The organism is Clostridium moutaii (assembly GCF_041205085.1).
Taxonomy (GTDB): Bacteria; Bacillota; Clostridia; order Clostridiales; family Clostridiaceae; genus Clostridium_B; species Clostridium_B moutaii.
The window spans coordinates 84,914-108,944 of sequence record NZ_JBGEWD010000001.1; the positions used below are offsets into that span (position 1 = coordinate 84,914).

Consider the following 24,031-nt stretch of genomic DNA (forward strand, 5'->3'; position numbering starts at 1 on the left):
ATTACATCTATACATTATATGTAGATACATCCCATATGTTTACATAAAAGTTTAAACACAACTATCTTTTCATGCTATTTATAAGTCCCCACATTTCATCTGAAGTTGTAAGTCCCTTGGATGCAAGTTCAAAAGACCTTTGAGCAAGTATCATATCTGTCATTTCCTGCCCCAAGTCTACATTTGACTGCTCCAGATAACCCTGAATTATATTGGCATTTCCATTCAAATTCATTTGAACATTATTTTCAGGCACATACAAATTATCCCCAATGGATCTCATAGTGTCTTGTCCCACAGTATTGTACACGTTTATTTTACCATATAATATACTACTGCCATTTATATTCATATATATCTGCCCTTTTCCATCTACGGTAAAGTTATTGTCCTTAAACACTGTACCTGAATTAAAAAGAGCGGTGCCCTCAGGAGTTAAATTTACTTCCAGCTTATTTCCATCTGCATCAACTAAATTTCCCCCTGCATCCACACTAAAATTACCTGCTCTCTCATAAGCCGATGTACCATTTGGAAGAGCAACCCTAAAAAAACCTTCTCCATCTATTGCCATATCTGTTTTCAATCCGGTTTCCCTAATGCTTCCCTGGGAGGTATCTCTAATCCATTCTGTAGTTTTTACCCCTGTTCCATTAATTGTATTTGTTCCATCTGGATTAGTGGGATATCCTGTCCTGTTTAAAGTTTCATATACCAGATCCTGAAAATTTACATCTTCCTTTTTATATCCAGCTGTATTTACATTAGCCATATTGTTGGATATGCTATCCAGCTTTTCCTGTTCTGCGTTCATGGCACTTCTACTATTCCATATAGCTCTAAGCATTACAAAACCACCCTTCTCAATTGTTCTTTAGATTTTATACTTTTCCCACTTCATTTACAAGTTTGTCTAGAGTTTCATCAATTGATTGTACTGCCTTTTGATCCGTTTCAAAACTCCTCATAGTCGTAAGTAAATCGGACATTGCATTTACTACATTTACATTGGATTTTTCCAGTGAATTTTGCCTTACTACCGCATTGGACTCCACGGGATTTGCACCTGTATATAAATTATCTCCAACTTTAGTTAAGGTATCATAATTATTAAAATCCACCGTGTAAATTTTATACCTCTGAACTCCATCTATACTTATATTTCCGTAATTATCCGAGGTTATACTCCCACCACCTACATTTATAGGACCTAGATTTCCAGTTTGAGTATCTCTGCCTATAACGTTGTTCCCTGAATCATCTACCAGCATTCCATTTACATTTACATGAAAATGCCCATCTCTAGTATAAAACTCATTCCCATCAGGTCTCTGGACAGCAAAAAAGCCTCTTCCATCTATGGCAAAATCCGTAGGTGTACCAGTAGATTCTATAGTCCCCTGAGTAAATCCAGTATTAACTGAATCTATTCCACTTCCTAAACTTATAGCTCCTATTACATTTCTTACATTTTTACCTGCAACCATTTTATCATAATTCTGCAAAAGTACATCATTAAATGGCTTTACAGCCAGGCTGTCTTCTTTAAATCCCACTGTATTTACATTGGCCAAATTATTGGTTATTACATCCTGCCTTGCCTCTTGGGTTATCATCCCTGATACTGCTGTGTAAAAACTTCTAATCATTTATTTTCACCTCCGTTATTGATTACCTTCATCTCATCAGGATATTGCATTCCCATGGATCTAGCCTTATCCTCAATTTGACTTTTACTCATTTGATACTGAATTTTAACTCCACTCATAATAAAGGTAGCTAACAAAATGCCTATACCTATACCTATCAATACCTTTCTATCACTAAAAAAATCAAAAAAGGCCTTTACTTTGTGTATAATTCTTTTATTAATAGAACCTCCCCCTTGCCAATACCAGTTTTTTTACAAATTTCATCTACAGACATATTTTTATGAAGTAAATTTCTTATTTCATCAATTCTAATATTATTGACATCCTCAGTATTAACCTTCTCAGCTTCATGCTTTTTTAACTTATCTTCATTATTGGTTTCTGAGACAGGTTTCTTAGAATTAGATTCTTTATTTACTTTCTTTCCTAATCTATCATATAAAATTATTTTATCCATGTTATTCTTATTTTCATTTTTTAAGCTTTCAATTTCTCTTTGAAGTTCAAATACCGTTTCTGCAAATTCTTTTCTTATTTTTCCAATTTCTATCTTATAATCTTCCATCTCATTTTGCTTCACATTCAATTGTCCCTGAAAAGACTTTTTCTCCTTTAAGACAGCATTTAAATTTAACGCTATTAAAATTATTCCCACTGCAATTAATATAATTGAAGCCATAAAAATTTCCTTTCTGTAAAAACCATTACTTATACATATATTTTAATTTCATCATAGCCTTTCTCAAATGCATAATTGCCCTGCCGTGGAGCTGGCATACCCTGGATTCCGACACATTTAAAATATGTCCTATTTCCTTTAATGTCAATCCTTCATAATAATATAACGTAAGGACTAAATTATCTTTCTCATTTAAAATTTCTAAAGCTTTGGCCAAATACTCTAATTTTTCTTTTTCTTCTAAACTCTTTTCAGGGCTTGGACTTTTAGTATCCTCTATAGTTCCCATGAGAGGAATATCGTCATCATCCGAAAATATTAAATCCTCCAATGATACTATAGATATATAATTTATATAATTTTCAATCTCCATCATTTCCTTTAGGGATATATTGAGTTTATTTGCTATTTCAATACTTCTGGGTTCTCTGCCCAATTCCTTCTGAAGAGATTCCACGGCCCCATTATATTTATTAAGCTTATCCATAGATCCCTTGGAAATAGGACTATTTCTTCTCAGCTCATCTATCATTGACCCTTTTATTCTTATAGATGCATAAGTAGAGAACTTCATTCCTCTATTTTTATCAAATTTGCTTATTGCATCCATTAAACCCAGCATCCCATAACTGACTAGATCTTCATACTCTATATATTTGGTTTTTCCGATTATAACTCTAGAAGCAATGTATTTTACCAGAGGAAGATATTTTTTCACTAATTCTTCTTTTATATTCAACTCATTTGCCAAAGCCATATTTTATTCCTCCTTTGCTCCTTTTTTTATATGTTCTCTCATTATCTGAAATAGCACCCTTATGATTCTCTCCCTGTTAATCTTGTCCAAATCCGTAAAAGCTAATCCAACAACAAGCTTGGAATTATCCTGGTTTCTGCTAATTCTAACTACCCTTCCCTTTATAGTTAAACTGTCATCTTCCATGGGAATGGTCACCATAATGATATCATCCATTTTCAATTCATATTTTAAGTTGTCATCTACAATTATTTTCATCCCACCACCGCTCATATCCAAAGAGCAGGCTTTAAATACATTCACTTGATTGTTTAAATTATGCAAATCCTTTTCTAAAGGTACCATGGCACAGAGTACATCTAAAATCAATGGAACCCTTACAAAATTTCTTCTCTGTACAATCTCTATTTTACTAGGTTTTTTTATCATTATTATAAGTATTTTTTCTATCTTACGTCCTATAACTACAGTGTGAAATTTATATATGTTTTTTCCTGCATAGTATATTGCATCTACTCTATCTCCTTTTTTGAGAGCTACATATCTATGATTATTTACAGGTATATTTATACCTATATGATCATCTGAAAGGTCTTGAATATTGCTCTTATAGGTTTCTCCATCTATCTCTATTTCAATCCTGCTATTAACTACAAACTCAATATTACATTTCACTTTATCCCTTCTCTCTATGAAAAAACATCAAAAATTTTTTTAAATAGATCCTGAATACCATTTCCCTTTTCAACCCTTTTATTTCCAATTAATTTGTTGGCTATAAAGTTTATATCTCTGGAAATTCTTGAATTAGGATAACTTATTAAAAATGGACTTTGCTCCCTTACAGCTTGTATAAGCCTTTTATCCTCTGACATACTCCCTAAATATTCAACGTCAATATTTAGGAATTTATTTACCACATTGTTGAATTTATTAAAGGTTTTTTTACCTTCTTCCATTCCCATGACTTTATTCATAATAACTTTTACTTTATCTTTCAATTTAAAATAACTTACAGCTTTAACCAGACTATATGCATCTGTAAGAGATGTAGGTTCTGGTGTGGTAATTACAACAACCTCTTCACAACAAGTAATAAACCCAAGCACATCTCTATTTATCCCTGCCCCTGTATCCAATATTATATAATCCAGATCTTCTAATAGAGATAGTTTCTTTATAAAATCTTGCCTTTGAGATTTTGTTATCTCATCAATCTTTGATATTCCCGTTCCACCAGGAAGTAATTTTACTCCAAAAGGCCCTGTTATAAGAATTTCCTTTATATCCTTGTTTCCAAGAATCACATCATACACGCTGTACTTTGGTAAAAATCCCATGAGCACGTGATCATTTCCCATACCCATATCCGCATCAAATATCAAAACCTTTTTTTTCATTCTCTGAAGCGCTATAGCTGTATTAACTACAAAATTACTTTTTCCAACTCCTCCTTTACCTGAGGTAACTGTTATTATTCTAGGTTTTGCAGTATACTGTACAGCATTTTTTTTTACCTTTTTATCTTCCAAAGCCAACTTTCTCAATTTTTCAGCCTGATCTAGCATATAATATCCTCTCCTAGTACAAGCTTTGTTAATTCTTCAGAACTCATAGTTTTTATATCTTCAGGTACATTTTGTCCTGTGGTGACAAAGCTTATGGGTTTTTTAGCCGATTGCAGAATATTTAATATGGAACCATAAGTACAGGTTTCATCTAGCTTTGTAATTATTATGTCATTATAATTCAGCTGACTATATCCATTTATTATTGCATCTATATCCCTGTTTTTTGTAGTACAGCTTATTACTAAATGTATATTATCTGTTTTAATTTTATCTATAAATGCCCTCAACTCTGATATCTGCATTTTATTTTTGCTATTTCTGCCTGTGGTATCTATTAAAATAGCATCACAATCTTTCATATTCTGAACAGTTTTTTCCATATCCTTTATAGTAAATACCACCTTAAATGGTATATTCATTATATCTGCATAAGTTCTCAGCTGCTCTACTGCCCCTATTCTATATGTATCTATAGTTATAAGCCCAATTTTTTTCTTTTCAATAAGGGCAAGCCTCCCTGCAAGCTTGGCAATGGTAGTGGTCTTGCCTACACCCGTAGGTCCTATCAATACCACTGCGTTGGAAAGTTCCTTATTATCCACTTTTATCATATTTTGCACTACTTCTTTTAACTTTTCTTCATCTTTCCTATCATCTTCCATAATATTTATACTGCTCAATATCTTTTTTGTTACATTCTGATTTAAATCACTGTTTTCAAGTTTTAATTGGAGCTCGCTTTTTCCAACATTTCCATAAGGGTTACTCATGATTTTATTTAACATACCCTTCATCTGTTGTACTTCTTTTATTAAATCATCATTATTTTTTTCCACTATACTATTTTCATAAAGGCTATTTGTTCTAGTAGAATTTTGTTCCAAATCAATATTCTCAGCTTTGGTATCTTTTCCATCCACATCTAATAAATTATTTTTCATACCATCGTTTACTATTTTCTTTATGGTTTTAATGCCATAATTCATATTGTCTTCTCTTTTTTTATTGTCCACGGCAGCAGTTACCTCTAGGATTTTTTTAGAAAAAAATCCTAGTATTCCCTTTTTTCTAATTTTTCTCTGACTTATAATGACGGCCTCACTGCCAAGTTCGTATTTGATCCTGGTAATAGCTTCATTCATACTATTAACTTTATATTTTTTAATAATCATTATATTGAAACCACTCCTTCAGTTTTTATCTCCACATCATTTGGTATCTCGTTTAGTGATAATACATTTACTGATGGAAATACCATCTCAATTAATCTTCTGAAAGGTGCCCTTATTTTTGGTGAAACCAAAACTATAGGCTGATTTTCATAAAAATAAACTGAGTCCAGCATTTTTCTAAGAGACTTCAATATCTTGCTTGTAATATCAGGATCTATAGCAGGAAAAGAGCCCTGCATGGATTTTTGAATATTGCTTCCTATTAATTTTTCTAGATCTTGAGACAGTGTAACTACAGTAATTTCTCCCTTGTCATCTATAAGTGAATTACATATACTTCTTCCAAGTTAAAATCGTACATATTCCGTTAATAGTTCTATATCCTTCGTATTCCTTGAATTATCCGCAAGAGATTCCATAATAGTCACCATATCTTTTATAGATACTCTTTCTCTCAAAAGATTTTGCAGCACCTTTTGGAGTTCTCCTATGGTCAATAAGTCAGGTATGAGTTCTTCCACTACAGTAGGATACTTTTCTTTAACAGAATCCACAATAAGTTTAACTTCCTGTCTCCCCAGTAGCTCATAGGAATGATTCTTAATAGTTTCCGTCAGATGGGTTACCATAACTGTAGTAGGATCCACCACAGTTAATCCTTTAATTTCTGCTTCTTCCCTTTGATCCTTATTTATCCAGATAGCTGGAAGACCAAAAGAGGGCTCAACTGTACTTATACCCTGAATGTCACTATTGGAATTAGTAGGATCCATACATAACAGCATATTTGGCATAAGCTCACCTTTAGCTACTACTGTACCCCTTATCTTTATTACATAATCATTGGTTTTAAGCTGCAAATTATCTCTGATCCTAATAGGTTGTACTACTATTCCCATTTCAATGGCACACTGCCTTCTCACTGAAGTTATCCTCTGAAGAAGATCCCCTCCTGAACTTTCATCCGCCAATGGTATTAAACCATATCCTATTTCTATTTCCATAGGTTCTACAGATATAAGGTTCATAACATTTTCAGGTTCTTTGTTTTCTATTTCAGTCATTTCCTGATTCTGCATTACTTCATGCTGAATGTTTTGTTCCCTTTCATCTTTATACAATAGGTATGCTGCTATAATACAAGCTATTGCAAGTATAAAAAATGCCATATGGGGAAGACCAGGTATCATGGCCAGAAACAAGAGTACTGCACCAGCTATGGCTATTACCTTTGGAAATCCAAATAACTGTCTTACGGCCATGGTTCCAAAATCTTCATCACTTCCAGAACGGGTGACAAGTATACCGGAGGCTGTGGAAATAAGAAGTGCCGGAAGCTGGGATACAAGCCCATCTCCTATGGTCAATTTGGTATAAGTCTGGGCAGCTTCTGAAGCACCCATACCTTTTACAACTATACCCATAATTATTCCGGCTATTATATTTATCACCACAATTACCAGGGCAGCTATGGCATCACCTTTTACAAACTTAGAAGCTCCATCCATGGCTCCGTAAAAATCCGCTTCTTTTTGAAGCTTTGCCCTTTTATCCCTTGCTCCCTTTTCATCTATCAAGCCTGAATTCAAATCTGCATCAATGCTCATCTGCTTTCCTGGCATTGCATCCAGTGTAAATCTGGCTGAAACTTCTGCAACTCTGTTGGCACCATTTGTTATTACAATAAATTGTATGATAATTATTATTAAAAATATTATTATTCCAACTACATAACTTCCACCAACTACAAATTCTCCAAAAGAATTTATAACTTCTCCTGCATAGGCATCCCTGAGTATCAGTCTTACAGAAGAAATATTAAGAGCCAATCTAAAAAGTGTAGTTATTAAAAGCAATGTGGGAAATACCGAAAATTGCAGTACTTCTGTAGTAAACATTGTCAAAAGTATTATAATTATAGACAATGTTATATTAAATGCAATTAATATATCCAGTAATTTTGCTGGAAGCGGAATTATAATCATAAATACTATCATTATAATCAACAGTGCCATAAGTATATCCACATTATCTTTTAACTTAAATCTCTTTCTGCTTCTTTCCAAAATATCACCTCATCTTGTAAACCAAGGCCAATATCTCTGCTACTGCCTGGTACATTTCCGCAGGAATTTCCCTATCAATATCCACCTCATCATACAAGAGCCTTGCAAGAGGCCGATTTTCAATTACAGGCACATCATTTTCCTTAGCTACTTTTTTTATTCTAAAAGCTACTGCATCCAATCCTTTTGCAACCACTACAGGTGCATCACTTTTGCCATCTTCATATTTAAGAGCCACAGCCACATGGGTAGGATTTGTAACTACTACTGTTGCCTTTGGGACTTGCTGCATCATCCTTCTCATACCTATTTCTCTCTGTTTTTGTTTTATCTTGTTTTTAATTTGCGGATCTCCTTCATCTTGTTTATATTCTTCTTTTATTTCCTGTTTGGACATTCTAAGATCCTTGTTATATTGAAAGTTTTGAAATATGTAATCTATAATAGCTATTATGAGCATTATCATGGTCACTCTGAAAAATATGTTCACCGTAAGTTTTGATATAGCTTTAACAACACTTTCAAAATTTAAATTACTCAATGTCATTATATATACATAATTGTCCCTTATAAATTTATACCCTACAATTCCAACTACAATTACTATAAATGTATCTTTAAAAAGCTCCATTACAGATCTCATGGAAAACATTCTCTTGAGTCCATTTACAGGATTTAATTTGGACAAGTCAGGCTTTAGGGGGTGACTTGTTACAATTCCTCTGGTCTGAAGCATATTTGCTATAACTCCCATAAGCAATATGGGGACAGCTATAGGCAGAAATATAATTCCCAATCTCCATACAGTTATAAAAGCTATTCTCTGAACACTTTCATAATTTAAAGAAGTTGTGAGATAATTATTAAAAAATGCCACCATAATATTTTTCATCTGAGAACCTACATACCCCCCCGCGATAAGTATAACCAGCGTAGAAGCTAAAAGAGTAAGCGCAAGAGCTACTTCCTTACTTTTGGCAATCTGCCCTTTTTTCCTGGCATCACTTTTTTTTCTGGGAGTAGCTTCCTCGGTTTTATCGTCAGAGGCAAATATTATGAGCAGGGGCAGTGTATGATAAAATCCTCTTATGGAATCCGGTATGGCATAAAAAGTTTTTTCCATAATCTGTAGAAATATAGGAAGTGCAAAGCAAAAGGAAGCCATACCCACCAATATTTTTATGGGAAGCCCAAGTATCATTATGTTAAGCTGGGGAACAGTTCTTGCAACAAGGGACATTGTTAAATCCGTCATCAAAATTATAAGCAGTACAGGCACTGCTATTTTTAATGCTATAGAAAAATATGTTATAAAAGCTTTTATTATAATGTTGATAGATCCCTGTCCCAAGAAAAAAGTTCCAAGCTTTATGATGCTAAAACTCTCCAGCAAGGATTTTATAAGCATATGATGGCCATCTACTGCAAGAAAAACCACCATGCCAAGCCAATACATAAGGCGTTCTAAAAGTGTAGACGTACTATTGGAATTTGGATCAAACATACTCATCATAGAAAGCCCTATTTGTAAATCCATATAACTACCTGCGATTCTAAATGCCGTAAAACACAAACTCACCAGGAACCCCAACGTGAGGCCTGCGGCAGCTTCATTTACACAATTATATATAAATGGGATGGTATTGTTTATAGTATTTACAGTGGAATAATCTATACCTGGCAAAAGTATATAAGCCATAACCAAAGTCAATCCTACTTTAACCGTATCTGGAGTACCGCTGGGAAAAAATATGGGAATCATTATAAAAAAACAAAACATCCTAATGCTTACAAGTACTAAAGCTGTAAAATACAGTGTATTTATCAAATTACTCCACTCCATAACTATTAACTATTAACTCTTAGTTTACTGAGTTATATGTGCTATATATGTAAAAATTCTTTCGGTAAAACCCACTATTTGATGAAGCATCCAAGTTGCAGTAAAAAGTCCCACTACGGCAATGGCAATAAGTTTAGGCACAAAGGTAAGTGTCTGCTCCTGTATCTGAGTGGTAGCCTGAAATATACTTATTATAAGACCTACAAGTATTGAAACTATCAGAATAGGTGCTGAAATTAAAAGTCCCGTCTGTATTGCATCTTTTATAATACCCAATACCATATTTTCACTCATCTAAATTCACCTCACGAAAAACTTATAATTAGAGATTTTACAAGTAAATACCATCCATCTACCATGACAAATAAAAGAAGCTTAAAAGGCAGTGATATCATTACCGGAGGAAGCATAAACATTCCCATGGACATAAGTACACTTGACACTACCAAATCTATTATCATAAAAGGTATATAAAGCAAAAAACCTATTTGAAAAGCAGTCTTCAATTCGCTTATCATATAAGCTGGGATCACCACATAAAGGGGTGCATTGTCTTTTGTAACCTTATAGTTTAACTTGGCATTATCCACAAACAACTTGAGATCTTTTTGTCTTGTCTGTCTCAGCATAAAATCCCTCAAAGGTTTTGCTCCCGTTTCTATGGCCTGTTCTTCAGTTATCTTATTATTCAAATAAGGCTGTATGGCCGTAGAATTTATCTTCCCGTAAACAGGTAGCATTATAAATACTGTAAGAAAAAGAGCAAGTCCTATTAATACTTGATTGGGGGGAGCCTGCTGAGTTCCCATGGCACTCCTTAAAAATCCAAATACCACTATGATTCTTACAAAGCTTGTCATCATCATTATAATTGAAGGAAGCAGTGTGAGTATTGTCAGTACTATAAGCAATTTTATATTACCTACATATTGCTGCGGTGTAGAAGCGTTATCTACAGAAACATTCACATTTGGTATTGGAAAATCAGTAGAAGCTGCTTGTACACTAAAACCTGTTAAAATAATAAAAGCAAATATCAAAACTGAAATAGTTATAATACTTTTACTGTGCTTATTGTTCATCTTTATCTTCCTTTTTTAATTTAAGTTTTTTGTCTAAAAAATTGTGGTTAGTCTTTTTCAATAAATTTTCAAGACCACTTTTTGTATATAAGTCCTTTAAATTTTTATATTCATATACATTTTTTGCGCTCTCGATTTTTGATATCTCCTCTTTAGCTAACTCACAAACTATTTCAATTCTGCCACTTGCAGATGAAACCACATATCCCTTTTCACCCATTTTTACTACAAATAGGCTGTTTTCTTTGGAAAGCTGGGTTCTTTCAAGTATATTTATATATTTGCTACCTTGAATACTTTTAAGCTTTCCTCCTCCATATTTCGCAAAAATATATATTAGAAAAATTATGAAAAGCAGTGATATAATTATTTTAAACAGCATCCACCAAAATTGTAAATCCATCTAAATTTCTCCATTTCCAATGGAATTTATATACTCTTACTGGGTCAGTATATCATCAAAGTATACATTATTTAATTTTCCCTTTTCCAGCATAGGGTTTATTTTTTGAATAATTTCCATCTTTATATTATCCATGTATTTAGGATTTATATCAGATACCTTTTTAGTTCTCAAAATATCAATAACAGCATCTCTTATCATGGGTTTTTTATCAGTAAGCTCTGCAGATAATTTTTTATCATCATACCCAAGAAATACACTTATTTTTAAATAGTTTTTTCCACCCTCATCTGCCAGATTCACTGTAAAATCACTTAAATCAAAGGTGTAGTCAGAAACAACCTGCTGCAAATAGCTTGAATTACCACCTCCTTGATTTGATACCTGTTGAGTTTGCCCTAAACTGCTGTTTTGCGAAACTGCACTTGAATTCTTACTACTGTTTTTTAAAAACTTGTTGTACCCGAAATAAGCTCCTGCACTGATTGCAATCAAAAGCAAAAGAGTTGTTAAAACTATCTTGAAACTTATTCCGCTCTTTTTTTCCACTCTGTTTTCCATCATGCTCTCTCCCTTCAAAATATTATGTAAAAAATATAGGATACTTTTATTTAAAATCTCCCCTGTATATTTTTCTCTTATAATCTATAACCCTTCTAATTATCTCATCATTGGATTCCTGTACTATGTACTTGTTTCCATTTGTGAGAGTAATGACACTTTGAGGAGTTTCCGTCAATTTTTCTATGTGATCCGCATTTATAACAAATTCCTTGTCATTTAATCCTGTAAGTTTTATCATAGAAACCTCCTTAAAAATGAAGACAGTATTTTCAATAAAACATTTTTCTCCACCTTTTTATAAATTTTAGCATCATTGGACATAAGATACAATAAAAAATTCATAAAAATAGTCTAAAATAATATATATAATTTGTTATAAATATCAAGGGTATGTAAATATATCTTTGTAGAGAAATGCTATAAATTATAATTTCAATTCAAAATTTTATCCCATGGCTGCCACCGCTAACGCCCAAACTTTTTTAAGTTGGGAATAAGCACTGCTACGCCCCTGGATAAGTTCTTCTAAGGTTCAGATGAGAAAAGCATTCCCTATGCTCAAGCTCACCTGAACCTTAGAATCACTTTATTATTATCTCTTCAAACCTATCAGGGTCTGGAGTATATCATCGTCTGTAGTTATTATCTTTCCATTTGCCTCAAAAGCTCTGCTGGCTATTATCATATCCGTAAACTGCTGTGCCAGATCTACATTTGACATCTCCAGCATACCCTGTGCTATTTTTCCATAACTTCCGCTGTTGTCATTTGTTGTATCACCTTTCCCGCTTCTCACTGTAGGCTGTCCTGAGTTTGCAGATGTGGAGTAGAGATTTCCACCCTCTTTTACAAGTCCGCCTTCATTTTGAAAGGACACCATGGCTATCTGCCCCAGGGCAGCTGTAGTTCCATCTGAAAGCTGTGCAGTTATATATCCATCTGATCCTACAGAAAAAGCTTTTACTTTTGCTGTACCTACATAATCCGGAATAGACAATGGCACCAATTTGCTTGTAACTGCATTTGCGCTGCTTGCATTGGCATCCTGGAATCCTATCGTATTCTGCGTACTAGGGTCTGAAGCATAATTTATAGTGGCATTACCCACCTGATATCCCATAACCCTGTGCCCATCCACCGTCAATAAATTTCCCTGGGTGTCCAGAAAGAAGCTTCCGTCTCTCGTATAAGAAGGATCTATATTTCCTCCTCCCAATACACCGTTAGTAATTGTAGTTCCAACACCACCAGAAGTCTGCCCTGCTACTGTACCTGTACCCACTACAAAATATCCCGTACCATCTATGGCAAAATCAAGATTTCTGTTTGTAGTAGCCATACTTCCTGTACTGAAATCCGTACTTATACCTGCTACTTTTACTCCAAGACCGCTCTGCTTTCCGTTGACTCCGCCGGTACTGTTGCTGGGAGCACTCGGATCCGAAAGATTCTGACTTATCATATCCTGAAAATTCATGCTCTGGGATTTGAATCCCGTGGTAGATGAGTTCGCTATGTTATTTCCTATTACATTTAACTTCTGTTGGTTAGCTCTAAGTCCGCTAATACCTGAATACAATGATGGTAGCATATATTTACCCTCCAATTTAAATTTAATATGTTTATTTAATATGTTTTCCCTGCTTCCTTCGCTCCACAGAGACCGGCTTCCACTAAGGTCCAGCCGATTTTACATTTACACTATTACCATACTGTCTATATTCGTAAATACATTCTCATTTCCTGAATTCTTATCAAGAGCTGTAATCACAGTCCTGTTTTTTATAGAAGTAATGAAAACTGTATCCTTATAAAGCAGTGCTGACTCACTGCATCCCTTGTTGTCAGCCCTATTTATGGCAGAATTTATATTTTTCATGTCATCTTCATTTAAATTTATATTTCTGTTCTTAAGTCTTTCTGCCGCATGATTTGATATAATAAAACCATTGGTCTTATCTATTTCACTATTAAGGGTATCTTTAAAAGATATTTTCCCCGAAGTATTTTTTGTATCATTTGTCCTGGTGCTTTTTTCATTATATATTTGAGACAAATCCTCAGCAAAGTGCAATTTGCCATTAACAACCCTATAACCCATGGATATCATACTCGTTTCTTAGGAATTTTCCACATTCAGAACTTCATCAAAATAAAAATCCTTAGTTTGTCCATCTTCTGTTTTTATGGTCACAGTTACTCCACCTGTTCCCCTAGATACAGATTGAACAACTCCACTATAATTATTTCCGCTGTCATCTTTTTCATTAATGTCAACTTTTTTGCCTATAAGGGAAGTGGCATTTAATAACATCATATTGTTGGTAGTTGGATCAAACATATCACCTAAATCGTCAACTTTTGCTATATCATCTATATTAAAAAGCTGTGTTTTGTCTGTAACATTTCCATTACTGTCTGTATCTTTACCCACTACTACATTTAGGTCTATTTCGTCACCATTTTTCACTACTCCCATTACCTGTCCGTTGGATAAATTACCCTCTGAATTTAAATCACTAAAAGTGACATACTTATTTATAAGGGAATTGGCAGTATTTAACTTATTTGAACTATTCAAATTTGCCATCTGCTGCAGTGATGAAAACTGTGCCAACTGGCTTACATATTCTGTAGAGCTTTGGGAACTGCTGTTTGTTGGATCCTGATTTGCAAGTTCTGCGGCCAGTATTTTTAAAAACATGTTTTCATCTATGTCCTGCCCTTGTTTTACTATTTTAGTGCCATTGGTAGTTCTAGTTGGATCCTGGGCGGATACAATTGAATCTGAAGAGCTTGTTGTATCATCTGTATTAGAGACACCGGACTCATCACCACTGACTGTACTAGCTGCCGAAGTTTTACTAGCTTGATTAAATAAATTGTAACTTTGATTTATTCCATTATCAATTGATACTGACATTGCCTGCCTCCTTCTGTGTAATTTAGATTAAGCCAATATGTTAACATTATTATCATAATAATAATCATCTTCAGGTACTTCTTCTTTTCCGGATATATTGTCTACAGACAGCTCCTTATTTTGCCTGCTGCTGTCCTGCTGTTGTCCTTTTTTACTTTCATCTCTAAAAAAAGTGGCATCCTCATTGTACAAATTCAAGGAAAAACTCTGAACTTTTATATCATTTGTCTGGAGCTTGTTTGACAAATCCTGTAAATTGGAATTTAAGAGATTGTAGGTATCCTTGGTGGAAGCTGTAATCGCTGCTTTAAGCTTTCCTTCTTCCATAACCAGATTTATGGTGATCTCCCCTAATTCCTTGGGATTTACCTTTACGGTTAATTCCTTAATATTGTTCACATCCATATACTTCAAAGTCTTTATTATATCGGAGTCTAAAGAACTTTTATTTATGACTAAATTTTTCAGGTTTTCTACAGTATTATCTGCATTTATACTTGAAAATTGGGACATGAAATTAGCAACTTTGGAAATCTTATCTCCAGTCCCACCTTCCATTATCTTTTTCAATGTTTCATCTTCATTGCCGGTAAAAGCTCCACTGCTCTTATCTCCAGATTTACCAGAATCATTTTGAGAGATATTTTCATCCTGGGAAACTACTATGGTATTGCTTAAATTTGCCTGACCTTCCTGATTTATATCCTGCACCTTGAATCCAGGTAAATTGACGTTCAGCTTTTCTTCTTGATTACTTAAATTCATCTGCCCTGCTAGTGCAGAATTTATCTCATTTTTAATCTTATTGTATACACTCTGTTGTAAATTTTGTTCATTGGATAGATTGGATAAAATACTGCTGCTGAGTTTTTCAGTTAATTTTTCACTGAATTCCTGGTTAGCTCCTAGCTTTTGTAAAATATCAGAAAGCTCCCCTACATTTTTCTTCACTATTTTATCCACTATGTTTTCCTCAGGCAAATTTTTGTTCTGTGCTGTATTTTCTTCTATTATTGATTGAAGATTTTTTAAAATCTCACTGCTTATTTTACTACCTATTTTATCGCTTATTTTATCTACAAGCTCATCATCAGTTCCTTTTAGATTTTCTTTATCAGGAAGCAGTATATTAATCAGATACATTAAGCTGTTTTCATCTATATCTCCTTTGGAAACCTTATCCTCTAGCTTTTTTATATCATCGTCACTAAATCCTGCCTTTTTTAAATCTTCTTTCAGCTTCTCATCTAAATTTTCTTTTTTATTTTCAATGTCCTCATTAGCAGAAACTTTATCATCAGATGATCCGCTGGATACCCTACCATGAGATATATTTTTATCTGAATTCTGGGTTTGGGAGGCTTTTGTAATATCCTGTGAAGATTTTTTTAAAGTACTTTTAAAATCACTGGAATTATCTGCCTGAGACTTAGCGGCATAAGTATCGGATGTAGTACTATTCAGATTAGCTGCGGTACTAACTGATGGTGTAAAATTTATATTTACCAACTATTTTCACCTCCCTTCCATACATATGTATTTGAAAATAACAATCTATTTTAAAATTATTATCTTGCACCTAAATTTCTAATAAATCCATAAAGAGCAAATTCATCATTTAATTTCTGTTCAATTCTGTTTTGCTCTTTCACAAAAGCTCCATATCCTTTGTCTTTTAATATCTCTACAGTTTTTCTGTCAATTTGCCTTTGTTTTAATTTGTCTCTTTTTTCATCTACAATTTTTTCTTTTTTATTTAAATCCTTGGAAGTCTCATTTATATTATAATCTAATGCATTTATGTAAATATGTGTTATCTTCTGATCTATGGCAGATGCAGGAAGAGGCCTGTTTTTATACTTGTTATAATTCTCTTCTAATTGGGTAAGCTTCTCTTTTATCTCTAGCCTTTCACTCTGGGCCTTTTGAAATTCTATTTTGCTTTCATCTTCTTTATCAATTCTCATATCCAAAAGCTTCTGTAATTTAAACTTGTATTTCATCAGTTTCTCCTCTCTTGTTCTAATTAAACATATTTCTAAGTCTATCTACACTATTCTGCAAGGTAGAATGTTCATCCATTTTTTGTTTCAAATAATCAGTTATATTGTCATAATATTTTATTGCCATGTCCACATTTTTATTATTACCCTCAACATAGGCACCTATATTTATTAAATCTTCCGAATTTCTATATGTAGATAACATATCTCTTGCAAAAGAAGCACTTTTTCTGTGCTCTTCTGTAGTTACTTCAGGCATAAGCCTGCTTATACTGGCCAATATATCTATAGCTGGATAGTGATTTTTATTGGCCAACGTCCTGGATAATACTATATGACCATCCAATATGCTTCTGACTGCATCTGCAATGGGCTCATTTAAATCATCTCCGTCTACAAGGACCGTATAAAAAGCAGTTATAGAGCCCTTATCTGACATCCCTGCTCTCTCCATAAGCCTTGGAAGTTTTGCAAATACGGAAGGAGTATATCCTTTTGTTGCCGGAGGCTCTCCAACAGCAAGTCCTATTTCTCTTTGAGCCATGGCAAACCTGGTAACAGAATCCATCATAAGTATGACTTTTTTACCTTTATCTCTAAAATATTCTGCGATAGCCGTAGCCGTAAAGGCACCCTTTAACCTAACCAGTGCAGGTTTGTCAGAAGTAGCACATACTATAATGGATTTTTTCAATCCCTCTTCTCCCAGATCCTTTTCTATAAAATCTCTTACTTCTCTTCCTCTTTCACCTATAAGGGCTATTACATTTACATCTGCTTCCGCATATCTTGCAATCATACCAAGCGTTGTACTTTTTCCTACTCCACTTCCTGCAAATATGCCAATTCTCTGTCCTTCTCCACAGGTTAAAAAACCGTCTATGGCTCGTATACCCGTAGAAATGGCATGACTAATTCTCTTTCTCTTCAATGGATTCGGCGGTTCTGCATCCAATTCATAAAAGCTGCCATCACATATTGGCTCTCCTTCAAGGGGATTGCCAAGGCCATCCAAAACCTTTCCAAACAATTCCTCTGAACATTCCACATTTAAATGTCTTCTTTCAGGTACCACCCTGCAGCCTGGAGAAATTCCAGTAAGTTCCCCAAGAGGCATCAGTATAACATCATTTTCCTTAAATCCAACAGCTTCGCAGGTAATTTTATGATTTTCCTCATTATATATAGTACATACCTCTCCTATAAAAGCCTTTATTCCTTGAACTTCTATAGTAAGTCCTATGACTTTTTTCACAGTTCCCTCCTGATATGTAAAATTAGCCTCACCTATTTTTCTATTTAACTCCCGAAAGTTTAAGTTTATCATCAAATCATCACCTTTATAATGGGGGAATCCATTATTTTACGTCCTTAAATATATCCTTTAACTTTTTTATAGCTATATCCACGGATAAAATAACCTTTCCATTATCTCTTTCTATAATCACATTGCCTTCTTCTATAGTTTCATCGGGTATTATAAATATATCTCCTTTAAAAGGTAATTGTTGCTTCCATATGTTAGCTTGTTCTCTAAACTCATCACAATATTTTTTTCTGCTCTTTATAATAAAAGTTTTAGAATTTTTGACCTGGGAGAGTGCATTAAATACCATATTGTTCAAACTACTTTTATCTTTAATTTCCCGTTTTAAAATATTTTCCACGGCATTTATTATAAATTTTTTAATTTCATCTTCCTCTTCCAAAAGATACCTGTTTCTTTCCTCCACAGAAGCTTTTAAAATAGCATCCGCCTTATTTTTTATATCTTCACCCTCAATTTTGGCCTTTTCTATATTTTTCACATATCCTTCATCATAGGCCTTTTTGAAGCCTTCATCATGTCCACTTTTTATTCCGTCTTCATAACCCTTTTTATTTGCGCTATTATATGCTTTTTCTTGAATTTCCTTAGCTTCAATATTGGCTTTGGAAAGTATCTTTTCTCTTTCTTTTGCAGCACCTTCCATCATGGTTTGTATTAAATTCTCATAATCACTCATGGATGAATTGCTGCTGTTTTTACTTTTTTGAGGAGAATGTTTTTTAAATACCGTGACTATATTTTGGGTGCCACTTTCATTTATGCTGTCACCTTTTATGATTTTATACGATGATAGCATCTTCTCCACCTCTTGCCATAACTATTTCTCCTGATTCATCCAGTCTTCTTATAATATTTACAATGCCCTGCTGGGCTTTTTCTACATCCATAAGTCTAACAGGCCCTAAGAATTCTATATCTTCCTTTAATGCTGAAGAAGCTCTCTTGGATTGATTTCTAAATATGGATTCAGCCACCTCTTCAGAGCATCCTTTAAGTGCAAGGGAAAGATCTTTTGAATCCACTTCTCTGAGCACCCTTTGAATGGATACATCATCCAATGTAACAATATCTTCAAATACAAACATAGATTCTCTGACCTTTTCTGCCAGTTCCGCATCTTCTTTTTCCAATCCTTCTGTAATATTTTTCTCAGTAGTTCTATCCACTTGATTCAATATGTCTACGATAGTCTGAACACCGCCAATTACCTTCATATCAGACTTCACTACAGAAGACAACTTATCATCAAGAACTTTTTCTATCTCCTTCACCACCATATGGGAAGTAGTACTCATTGTTGCAATTCTATAGGACACTTCAGCTTGTACACTTTCAGGAAGTGATGAAAGTATCTGCCCAGCTTTATCTGGTTGAAGATAACAAAGTATAAGAGCTATAGTCTGGGGATGTTCATCTGATATTATATTTAAAAGCTGATGAGCATCCGCCTTTCTAGCTATGGCAAATGGTCTAAATTGCTGGGTTGCTTCTGTAACCTTATCCAATATTTCAACAGCCCTTTGGCTTCCAAGAGCCTTTGACAAAAGATTTCGAGCATACTCTATGCCACCTTCCAGTAAATAATCCTTTGCCTTATTCATTTGCATGAATTCCTGAAGTATTTCCTTTTTTTGATCCGATTTTACCGAACTGATATTGGCTATTTCATAAGTTATCTTTTGTATTTCAGCTTCTGGCAATTTTTTAATTATCCCGGCAGCTGCTTCTGGTCCAAGAGTTATAAATAATATGGCAGCCTTCTGTACTCCAGTTAATTTCTGATTGTCTCTAGCCATTCTTATCACCTCTCATCTTCTGCTAACCATGATTTTATTATGTCTGCAACCTGCTCAGGTTTATTTTTAGCATATTTCTTTATTTCATTTTCCACATGAGTATCTTCATTTTCTGTTTCAAGCTCTACAGGACTAAATTTAGGTTTTTCTCTAATCTGTGTACTATCACCTACAACTTCATCTATACCCTGAGACTCAATTTCGTCATCAAACAATTCATCTTCCTCATGTTTTCTTCTCCAAAGTATCACTCCAACTATAACAGCAATTACTGCTGCTGCAATACCTCCTATAATGGCAAATAACTTGTTTCTCTGTGCCTGTTGTTCTGCTTTTTGCATGGCATCCATATCTTTCTTTGCATTATCTTGGGCCGTTGTATCAAAAGGTATACCCTCTACACTTATAGTATCTCCTCTATTGGCATCATAGCCTATAGCAGAAACTGCAAGGTTTCTTATAGAAGTGCTAGTAGCATTATCCACATTTCCATCCAATGCTATGGAAGTAGTAAGCCTTTTTACACTTCCCGGTGCCTTTACGGTTTTTTGCTCTACTTTGGATACATCATAATTTCTCGTAACCTCATTGTCGGTAGAATTACCATTATTTCCGGTAGTAGTAGTGGTATTACTCATATTATTGTCAACAGGGCTGCTGCTTGCATTATTTGTACCTCCAGTATTTGTACTGTTTACCGTATGCTCGCTTACCACCACATTTTTGGGATCATAAGTTGTAGAATCCTGTTGTACTGCATCAAAATCCAGATCAGCATTCACTCTTACCTGAACTTTACCTTTACCATATACAGCCTCCAACATACTTAAAAGCCTTTGCTCCATATCTTTTTCATATTGCTGTTGAAGCTGCTGCTGTTTTTCAGCAGGTACAGTACTATCTGCAGTACTGTCTGTACTTTGATATAAATTCTGGGATAGCAAATTCAGTTTGTCATCTATAACTTGTACATTTTGTTTAGGTATATTTTTTACGCCTCCGGATATAAGCGCCACCAATGCTTTTACCTGATCCTGGCTTAATTGCTGTCCCGGCTTTAATTTTAAAGTTACAGAAGCACTTCCCGGCTGAGTGTCTTTTACAAATTCAGTATCATCTGGAAGTACAAGATGTACTCTGGCATCTTCCACCTCTGGAAGAGATTTTATAGTTCTTTCCAATTCTCCCTGAAGTGCTCTCTGATAATTTATTTTAATCTCAGCATCCGTAGTGCCCAAATTGCTTTTATCAAATAATTCAAATCCCTGACTTCCATTGGTTAACTGCACTTCTGAAAGCACCTTCATCCTATCACTATCCACTTCATCTTTAGGTACCAAAATTGAATTTCCCTGTACTTTAACATCTACTTTGTCAGCTTGAAGTTTTTTATACACTGCTGCTGAATCGGTATCGTTCATATTTGAAAAAAGGACTGCATATTTTGTCTTTCCAAGAGATACTCCTCCAAATATAATTGCTGCTACAATCCCTACAGCTATAACTCCAAAAGCTATCTTTTTATTTTTGCCTAGTTCTTTCCACTTACCTATTAAATTTTTAAAAAGTCGTGATAGCTTACCCATCAATTAGCACTCCTTCTATAACTGTGTTCTATTCAATTCCTGATATGCATCTACAAGTTTATTTCTAATCTGCACTGCGAGTTCCAGTGACATCTTAGCCTGTTCTGTATCCAGCATAACATTATGTATATCTGTTCTATCACCTTTTACAAGTCCTTCAGTGCTGTTGTCTGCCTGTACCTGCTGACTGTTTACTTCATCCAATTTATTTTTCAGCATGGATGCAAAATCAGATATGTTATTGCTGCTTTGATCTACATTACCATTTATGCTGTCATCATTTGATATGGTATTATTTAGATTATTGTCAATTATATTACTGCCGCTTACGTTACTGCCCTGTGCAGATTTATTAAAATCAAATATGCTGCTGTCAGGTACATATTCATTTATCTTCATACGTATTGTTCCTCCCTTTATTTCCCTATTTCCAAGGCTTTTGAAAACATGCTTTTTTCTGCATCAATGGCACTTACATCTGCTTCATAGGACCTGGTAGCCACCATCATGTCTGACATTTCATTTAATATGTTTACATTAGGCATGGACACATATCCATTTGCATCTGCATCCGGGTTAGTAGGATCATATACTCTTTTAAATGGAGAAGAATCCTCAACCACACCTACAGCCTTCACACCCATGGGCACCTGTTCATATTGTCCATTTTTATTCAGCTCATTATTCAGGTTTTCCTGAAACACCGCCACTTTTCTTCTATATGGCTGTCCATTAGCCCCTCTTGTAGTTTCTGCATTAGCCATATTAGAGGCTATAGTATCCATTCTGAGCCTTTCTGCCGAAAGGCCACTGGCACTTATTCTTAAAGTATTAAAAGCTTGAATCATACTCCATCCCCCTATTTCCCATCTATTACATATTGTTTCATAGACAATCTACTATTTATCTGGGTTACAAGTGCATTGTACATGAGGGCATTAGCTGACTGATTTACCATTTCATTATCAATATCCACATTGTTTCCATCTTCCCTCATACTCGTGCTATTATCCGTTTTCACATCTACGGCACCATAATCACTGCCTATCTTCATATGTTTTTCATTATCTGTTTTAAGTTCCAAATCATCCATACTTTTTTTTAGGGATTCTTCAAAAGTAACATATTTCCTCTTATATCCCGCAGTATTTATATTAGCTATATTATCAGCCGTGGCACTGCTTCTTGCTTGGGATGCATCCAACCCCTTTTGTAATAAATTGTATACTAATTCATCATTCGGTAACTGAGATATATTCAATTTATCGTTTTCTCCTTTCTATATTATTTTATGTATTTACTTTTATAGCTATTGGTAAATTTTCTACAAAGAAAATTTATTTAATCTTATTTTATTTTTAATTAAAATTATTTTTTAACATAACCTATATTATCACAAAATTATATGTTAATGCTATAATTATATGAAATTTTTTCTAATTAATATAAATTTTTATTAATTATCAAAATTTACGATATTATAATACAATTTTCGCAAGAATATTTAGAATATTTCTCCTTTTTACCGTTAATATTATGCACCATGTATATACTATTCTATATTTCTTTATTTTCTACTACTTATGTTATACTCATGTTATATTTACGTTATTTTATATAGGAATTTGTTTATTTTGTTTTCAGCAAAAAACAACAAGGGACTTGCTTAAAAGTAGAATATATCTACTTTTAAGCAAGTCCCTTGTTGTGAAAAATCACACTCTCACATTTTCCAATATTTTCAGTACATCCTGAGGAAGTTTATTAGCCTGAGCAATCATAGCATTAGATGCCTGTACAATTATATCTTCTTTTGAATAATTAGTTATTTCTTCTGCCATATCCGCATCGCTTAAATTACTGTCGGCATCAGTCATTTGATTGGTTAAATCCTGCATATTGTAATAATTGGTTTCAAATCTGTTCTCCAGTGCACCATATTTGCTTCTAAAAGAGACAATCTTGTCTAGAGTTTTATCTATTGCACCTAATGCATCGTCTGTATTTCCGTTCAATATATCTTTTCCATTTCCACTCTTAATGGAATATAAATCTGAAATTGCGCTATCGGCACCATTGGTCAGATCAAGCTGCGGTATATCGGCACTTTCCCCTGCATTGGCTCCTATAGGCATACTTAAGGTTTTGTCCGGACTTACCTGACCTAATAATTTTAGTCCGTTGAATTCTGTCTGATCTGACATAGTACTTATTCCATCCAACATCTGATCTATTTCATTCTGTATTACATTTCTATCCGATTCAGTAGTTGTCCCACTTCCAGCTTGTAGTGTAAGCTGTCTTACCCTCTGAATCATGCTGGTAATTTCCTGAAGCCCGCCTTCTGCAGTCTGCAGCATACTCACACCATCTTGAACATTCCTGGCTGCAGATTGAAGGCCACCTATCTGCAATTTTATATTCTGACTTTGTACCATTGCACTTGGATTATCTTTTGCACTATTTAGTTTATATCCACTGGATATTCTAAGTGAATTTCCACTTTGCCTGTTTAAAGCCTGACTTTGAAGTAAATTCATGGTCAAGGCCGGCATATTATAGCTTATTCTCATAAAAATACCACTCCTCTTATTTACATTAATT

At 34.2% G+C, this 24,031-nt stretch carries 26 protein-coding genes and 1 pseudogene; all 27 read right to left on the minus strand.

Translation table 11 applies throughout. The features are described 5' to 3' along the window. Nucleotides 1-61: 61 nt before the first annotated feature. On the minus strand, nucleotides 62-847 hold the full coding sequence (locus tag AB8U03_RS00515; RefSeq protein ID WP_369702590.1) for a flagellar basal-body rod protein FlgG: 786 nt from the start codon (nucleotides 845-847) through the stop codon (nucleotides 62-64). Nucleotides 848-881: 34 nt separating this feature from the next. Then, the gene (locus AB8U03_RS00520; RefSeq protein ID WP_369702591.1) at nucleotides 882-1,649 is read right to left on the minus strand and encodes a flagellar basal-body rod protein FlgG; all 768 of its coding nucleotides are present in this window, start codon (nucleotides 1,647-1,649) and stop codon (nucleotides 882-884) included. 196 nt (nucleotides 1,650-1,845) lie between these two features. Further along, a complete protein-coding gene (locus tag AB8U03_RS00525; RefSeq protein WP_369702592.1) occupies nucleotides 1,846-2,331 on the minus strand; it encodes a hypothetical protein in 486 nt (161 codons plus the stop codon). A 25-nt stretch (nucleotides 2,332-2,356) separates the two neighbouring features. Beyond that, nucleotides 2,357-3,088, minus strand: a complete 732-nt coding sequence (locus AB8U03_RS00530) for a FliA/WhiG family RNA polymerase sigma factor (protein WP_369702593.1) — start codon at nucleotides 3,086-3,088, stop codon at nucleotides 2,357-2,359. A gap of 3 nt (nucleotides 3,089-3,091) precedes the next feature. Then, nucleotides 3,092-3,763, minus strand: coding sequence for a flagellar brake protein (locus AB8U03_RS00535; RefSeq protein ID WP_369702594.1), 672 nt, complete (start codon nucleotides 3,761-3,763; stop codon nucleotides 3,092-3,094). Nucleotides 3,764-3,777: 14 nt separating this feature from the next. Next, nucleotides 3,778-4,656: a MinD/ParA family protein gene (locus tag AB8U03_RS00540; protein WP_369702595.1), complete on the minus strand. Its 879-nt coding sequence runs from the start codon at nucleotides 4,654-4,656 to the stop codon at nucleotides 3,778-3,780. Continuing rightward, on the minus strand, nucleotides 4,650-5,831 hold the full coding sequence (gene flhF, locus AB8U03_RS00545; RefSeq protein WP_369702596.1) for a flagellar biosynthesis protein FlhF: 1,182 nt from the start codon (nucleotides 5,829-5,831) through the stop codon (nucleotides 4,650-4,652). Before flhF ends, AB8U03_RS00540 begins: the two co-directional genes overlap by 7 nt. Beyond that, nucleotides 5,831-7,846, minus strand: a pseudogene (gene flhA / locus AB8U03_RS00550) (flagellar biosynthesis protein FlhA). The gene flhF and the pseudogene flhA overlap by 1 nt, the downstream one beginning before the upstream one ends. Before the next feature lie 55 nt (nucleotides 7,847-7,901). After that, nucleotides 7,902-9,725 carry a fused FliR family export protein/FlhB family type III secretion system protein gene (locus AB8U03_RS00555; RefSeq protein ID WP_369702597.1) on the minus strand — a complete coding sequence of 608 codons (1,824 nt, stop codon included), beginning with the start codon at nucleotides 9,723-9,725 and terminating at the stop codon, nucleotides 7,902-7,904. A gap of 39 nt (nucleotides 9,726-9,764) precedes the next feature. Continuing rightward, nucleotides 9,765-10,034, minus strand: coding sequence for a flagellar biosynthesis protein FliQ (fliQ, locus tag AB8U03_RS00560; RefSeq protein ID WP_369702598.1), 270 nt, complete (start codon nucleotides 10,032-10,034; stop codon nucleotides 9,765-9,767). Nucleotides 10,035-10,045: 11 nt separating this feature from the next. Further along, nucleotides 10,046-10,822: a flagellar type III secretion system pore protein FliP gene (fliP, locus tag AB8U03_RS00565; protein ID WP_369702599.1), complete on the minus strand. Its 777-nt coding sequence runs from the start codon at nucleotides 10,820-10,822 to the stop codon at nucleotides 10,046-10,048. Continuing rightward, entirely contained in the window at nucleotides 10,812-11,225 is a 414-nt protein-coding gene (gene fliO, locus AB8U03_RS00570) for a flagellar biosynthetic protein FliO (protein WP_369702600.1), read from the minus strand. Before fliO ends, fliP begins: the two co-directional genes overlap by 11 nt. A 36-nt stretch (nucleotides 11,226-11,261) precedes the next feature. Continuing rightward, nucleotides 11,262-11,789: a flagellar basal body-associated FliL family protein gene (locus AB8U03_RS00575; RefSeq protein WP_369702601.1), complete on the minus strand. Its 528-nt coding sequence runs from the start codon at nucleotides 11,787-11,789 to the stop codon at nucleotides 11,262-11,264. Nucleotides 11,790-11,832: 43 nt separating this feature from the next. After that, a complete protein-coding gene (locus tag AB8U03_RS00580; RefSeq protein WP_369702602.1) occupies nucleotides 11,833-12,027 on the minus strand; it encodes a flagellar FlbD family protein in 195 nt (64 codons plus the stop codon). Nucleotides 12,028-12,381: 354 nt separating this feature from the next. Next, nucleotides 12,382-13,380, minus strand: a complete 999-nt coding sequence (locus tag AB8U03_RS00585; protein ID WP_369702603.1) for a flagellar hook-basal body protein — start codon at nucleotides 13,378-13,380, stop codon at nucleotides 12,382-12,384. A 105-nt stretch (nucleotides 13,381-13,485) separates the two neighbouring features. Next, the gene (locus AB8U03_RS00590) at nucleotides 13,486-13,890 is read right to left on the minus strand and encodes a TIGR02530 family flagellar biosynthesis protein (RefSeq protein ID WP_369702604.1); all 405 of its coding nucleotides are present in this window, start codon (nucleotides 13,888-13,890) and stop codon (nucleotides 13,486-13,488) included. 18 nt (nucleotides 13,891-13,908) lie between these two features. Beyond that, a complete protein-coding gene (locus tag AB8U03_RS00595; protein WP_369702605.1) occupies nucleotides 13,909-14,712 on the minus strand; it encodes a flagellar hook assembly protein FlgD in 804 nt (267 codons plus the stop codon). Between the two features lie 27 nt (nucleotides 14,713-14,739). Further along, complete coding sequence (locus AB8U03_RS00600) at nucleotides 14,740-16,221, minus strand: flagellar hook-length control protein FliK (RefSeq protein WP_369702606.1); 1,482 nt, start codon at nucleotides 16,219-16,221, stop codon at nucleotides 14,740-14,742. A 59-nt stretch (nucleotides 16,222-16,280) separates the two neighbouring features. Continuing rightward, the gene (gene fliJ / locus AB8U03_RS00605; protein ID WP_407064933.1) at nucleotides 16,281-16,718 is read right to left on the minus strand and encodes a flagellar export protein FliJ; all 438 of its coding nucleotides are present in this window, start codon (nucleotides 16,716-16,718) and stop codon (nucleotides 16,281-16,283) included. Between the two features lie 16 nt (nucleotides 16,719-16,734). Continuing rightward, entirely contained in the window at nucleotides 16,735-18,042 is a 1,308-nt protein-coding gene (gene fliI / locus AB8U03_RS00610) for a flagellar protein export ATPase FliI (protein WP_369702608.1), read from the minus strand. Between the two features lie 31 nt (nucleotides 18,043-18,073). Further along, entirely contained in the window at nucleotides 18,074-18,841 is a 768-nt protein-coding gene (locus AB8U03_RS00615) for a FliH/SctL family protein (RefSeq protein WP_369702609.1), read from the minus strand. After that, nucleotides 18,825-19,841 carry a flagellar motor switch protein FliG gene (gene fliG, locus AB8U03_RS00620; protein ID WP_369702610.1) on the minus strand — a complete coding sequence of 339 codons (1,017 nt, stop codon included), beginning with the start codon at nucleotides 19,839-19,841 and terminating at the stop codon, nucleotides 18,825-18,827. Before fliG ends, AB8U03_RS00615 begins: the two co-directional genes overlap by 17 nt. Before the next feature lie 5 nt (nucleotides 19,842-19,846). Beyond that, a complete protein-coding gene (fliF, locus tag AB8U03_RS00625; protein WP_369702611.1) occupies nucleotides 19,847-21,427 on the minus strand; it encodes a flagellar basal-body MS-ring/collar protein FliF in 1,581 nt (526 codons plus the stop codon). 15 nt (nucleotides 21,428-21,442) lie between these two features. Further along, nucleotides 21,443-21,826 carry a flagellar hook-basal body complex protein FliE gene (gene fliE / locus AB8U03_RS00630; protein ID WP_369702612.1) on the minus strand — a complete coding sequence of 128 codons (384 nt, stop codon included), beginning with the start codon at nucleotides 21,824-21,826 and terminating at the stop codon, nucleotides 21,443-21,445. 17 nt (nucleotides 21,827-21,843) lie between these two features. Beyond that, nucleotides 21,844-22,275 carry a flagellar basal body rod protein FlgC gene (gene flgC / locus AB8U03_RS00635; protein ID WP_369702613.1) on the minus strand — a complete coding sequence of 144 codons (432 nt, stop codon included), beginning with the start codon at nucleotides 22,273-22,275 and terminating at the stop codon, nucleotides 21,844-21,846. A gap of 11 nt (nucleotides 22,276-22,286) precedes the next feature. Next, nucleotides 22,287-22,688 (minus strand): flagellar basal body rod protein FlgB, encoded by a 402-nt coding sequence (gene flgB / locus AB8U03_RS00640; protein ID WP_369702614.1) that lies wholly within the window; start codon nucleotides 22,686-22,688, stop codon nucleotides 22,287-22,289. 454 nt (nucleotides 22,689-23,142) lie between these two features. Further along, a complete protein-coding gene (locus AB8U03_RS00645; protein WP_369702615.1) occupies nucleotides 23,143-24,000 on the minus strand; it encodes a flagellin N-terminal helical domain-containing protein in 858 nt (285 codons plus the stop codon). Between the last annotated feature and the right edge of the window lie 31 nt (nucleotides 24,001-24,031).